Source organism: Celeribacter persicus, from assembly GCF_003050785.1.
GTDB lineage: Bacteria > Pseudomonadota > Alphaproteobacteria > Rhodobacterales > Rhodobacteraceae > Celeribacter > Celeribacter persicus.
The window spans coordinates 5552-8294 of record NZ_QAOH01000045.1 but is presented as its reverse complement, the minus strand read 5'-3'; the positions used below and the strand labels follow the sequence as shown (position 1 = coordinate 8294).

Below are 2743 nucleotides of genomic sequence, written 5' to 3'. Positions count from 1 at the left end.
CCAGTTGGTTCCTAGCCAAGCGACGAGGCCACCGGCCACGACGATCCCGAGGTTCGCGGCGAAATCGTTGTAACTGAAGGTGTTGGCCGCGCGGATATTGACGTTTGGATTTTTGAGCTTAGCGAGCAGCCAAACGCAGACTGCGTTGATAGCCGCCGCGATCAGGGCCATTGCAATCATGATCGTCCCGAGCGGATCTGACCCACCGATGTAGCGGCGCCACGCATCGTAGAGGATGCCTGCAGCGAACAGGATCAGCAGCCCGCCGGAAACGTTCGCCGCCCCGCGTTTCCATTTGGCGGATCGGGACAAAGCGAAAAGGCTGATCGCGTAGACGAAGCTGTCGGAGAGGTTATCGAGCCCGTTGGCGATCAGGGCACTTGAGTCGCCGAAGGCGCCTGTTGCGAAAAAAGCCACGGCCAAACCGATATTGAGCGCCAGAACGATCCAAAGCGTCCGTCTCTCCATTGAATCTTGTCTAGCGGCCATTTTGTGGTTCCAGCTTGTGTTGTACGACACATTAACTTCTGCGGCTGATCTGCGTTCCAGCCGGAATGTTGGCTGAATTCCTTCAGGCCCCGATTTCCTCGTGTTCGGTCAAGCATTCCGAATGGTCCCGCAACACCTCAAGCACCTTGCAATCTCCCGTCCGCCCGCCGCTGCATTCGTGAACCATGCGTTTCAGTTCCGTGCGCAGCGCCTTCAGGCGGGCCATGCGCTGCTCCACCTGTTTGAGCTGGCGACGCGCGATGGCATCAGCCTCATCACAGGGCCGGTTGGGATGGTCGCTGAGGTCGAGCAGCTCGCGGATCGCATCGAGCGAGAAACCGAGTTGTCGCGAATGGCGGATGAAGGACAGCCGGTCGAGCTGTGCATTGTCGTAGCGCCTCTGCCCGCCTTCGGTCCTGCCAGGTTCGGGCATGAGCCCAATCTGTTCGTAGTACCGGATGGTCTGCACCTTCGTGCCAGTCTTCTTTGACAGAGTACCGATCGTGAGCATTTTCGCCTCCATGAAAAAGATACAGTTTGTGTAGGTTTTGCCGTCGGAATAAACAAGTGTCGGTTTCACAGACGCGTGAGTTCAAGCTATACCATGATTTCGTGCTTGAACCTCTAGCGGCTAGAGGATGTATCCGCACAGGCAATAAGAATCAAAATCAGGCGAACAGGATTGTCCCTTACATCGGCACAGAAGTTTCTTTGGGTTTTGGCAGGCGTGGCAGCGCTTGCTTTCGTATGGCTTTTGCTCTGGTCCGATTATCGTGCCGATAGCGCCCGAACCGACGCCGAACCGCCTTTTTTCGCTGAGTTCGAACTGACGGACCACCAGGGTATGGTTCGAACCGAGGAGGACTTTGCGGGGCGCTGGATGCTGGTTTTTTTCGGCTTTACCAACTGCCCCGACGTCTGCCCGACGACCCTATCCGAGGTCGCGGCGGTGATGGACGGTCTGGGCGACGATGCCGCCAAGGTCCAGCCGATTTTCATAACAATCGACCCTGAACGAGACACGCCCGCAGCACTCGCCGAATACGTCCCGCTGTTCGATGCGGGCTTCATCGGGCTGACCGGCACGCCGGAACAGATCGCCGCCACATCCGAGACCTTTCCGATCTTCTTCGAACGCGTCGAAGAGGCTGCGGCGCCGGATGGTTACACGATGGGCCACACGTCGCATCTGTTCCTCTTCGATCCCGACGCGGGCTTCGCCGACTCGTGGCCCTACGGCACCTCCGCCGAAGAGATCCTCGCCGATCTGGAAGAGAGGATCTGACCGACATGAACCGTATGTCCGGAGAAACAGCCCTCGGGCTGGCGTGGATCATCGCGCTCGTCGCCTCGCTTGCCGTGCTTTTCATCGGCGAGGTGCTGGGGCAGACGCCCTGTGTGCTGTGCTGGTTCCAGCGCGCCTTCATGTTCCCCTTGGCCATTGTCCTCGGGCTCGGCCTTTGGTGGCGGGACGGCCGCGTGGGGCGCTACGGCATCGCATTGGCGCTTGGCGGCGGCGCAATCGCCCTCTGGCACATGGGGCTGTACGTCGGTCTTGTTCCCGAACGCGTCCAGCCCTGCACGGCCACCGGCCCCTCTTGCACCGATGACAACCAACTGGTCGTCGGCATCCCTATCCCGCTGATGGCGCTCGCCGCCTTCGCGCTGATCGGGGCGCTGTCGGCCCTTTCATTGAAGGACACACGAACATGAATCGACGCGGCCTGATCCTGTCCGTTCTTGCCCTCGGCGCCGCCGGTTTCGGCGGAGCCACCTGGTTTGCAAACCGCCCCGGCCCAGTGGCCGAAGCGGAGCCCGTTGCTCCGGAACTTGCGGAGGCGATGATCCGCCCCTACTCGCCCATCCTCGGGCCTGCGGATGCGCCCGTCACGATCGTCGAATTCTTCGATCCGGCCTGCGAGGCCTGTCGCGCCTTTCATCCCATCGTGAAGGACATCATGGCCGAACATGGGGATGCTGTCCGCGTCGTGATCCGCTACACGCCCTTCCACGGCGCGGCATCCGAGGAAGCCATCCGTGTGCTCGAGGCGGCGCGCATGCAGGACGTTTACGAGCCGGTGCTTGAGGCCGTTCTGCGGGAACAGCCGAGATGGGCGTCGCACGGTGCCCCGGAGCCCGGCCTGATCCTTCAGATCGCCGCCACGGTCGGACTCGATGCCGAGGCCGCGCGCACGCAAGTGCTGGCACCCGATGTCGTGGCGATCCTGAACCAGGATCGTGCTGACGTCGAGAC

Annotated in this window: 5 protein-coding genes; 3 read left to right on the top strand and 2 right to left on the bottom strand. The window is 61.1% G+C overall.

Going from position 1 to position 2743, the window contains the following annotated elements:
• Positions 1-468: cation efflux transmembrane domain-containing protein (locus C8N42_RS20485; RefSeq protein ID WP_107818264.1), on the bottom strand; the 468-nt coding region annotated here is incomplete at its 3' end.
• Positions 469-571: 103 nt separating this feature from the next.
• Positions 572-1000: a MerR family transcriptional regulator gene (locus C8N42_RS20480; protein WP_013959865.1), complete on the bottom strand. Its 429-nt coding sequence runs from the start codon at positions 998-1000 to the stop codon at positions 572-574.
• Between the two features lie 171 nt (positions 1001-1171).
• On the opposite strand from C8N42_RS20480, the gene C8N42_RS20475 reads away from it, so the two are divergent.
• The 3 genes from C8N42_RS20475 to C8N42_RS20465 all read left to right on the top strand — a co-directional run.
• The gene (locus tag C8N42_RS20475) at positions 1172-1774 is read left to right on the top strand and encodes an SCO family protein (RefSeq protein WP_233128157.1); all 603 of its coding nucleotides are present in this window, start codon (positions 1172-1174) and stop codon (positions 1772-1774) included.
• Positions 1775-1779: 5 nt separating this feature from the next.
• Positions 1780-2202 carry a disulfide bond formation protein B gene (locus C8N42_RS20470; RefSeq protein WP_043772523.1) on the top strand — a complete coding sequence of 141 codons (423 nt, stop codon included), beginning with the start codon at positions 1780-1782 and terminating at the stop codon, positions 2200-2202.
• On the top strand, positions 2199-2743 hold a 545-nt coding region (locus C8N42_RS20465; RefSeq protein WP_107818263.1), incomplete at its 3' end, for a DsbA family protein. The genes C8N42_RS20470 and C8N42_RS20465, both read left to right, overlap by 4 nt.

Coding starts and splice junctions, on each gene's coding strand:
- C8N42_RS20480 (WP_013959865.1), bottom strand. CDS start 1,000: ATGCTCACGATCGGTACTCTGTCAAAGAAGACTGGCACGAAGGTGCAG.
- C8N42_RS20470 (WP_043772523.1), top strand. CDS start 1,780: ATGAACCGTATGTCCGGAGAAACAGCCCTCGGGCTGGCGTGGATCATC.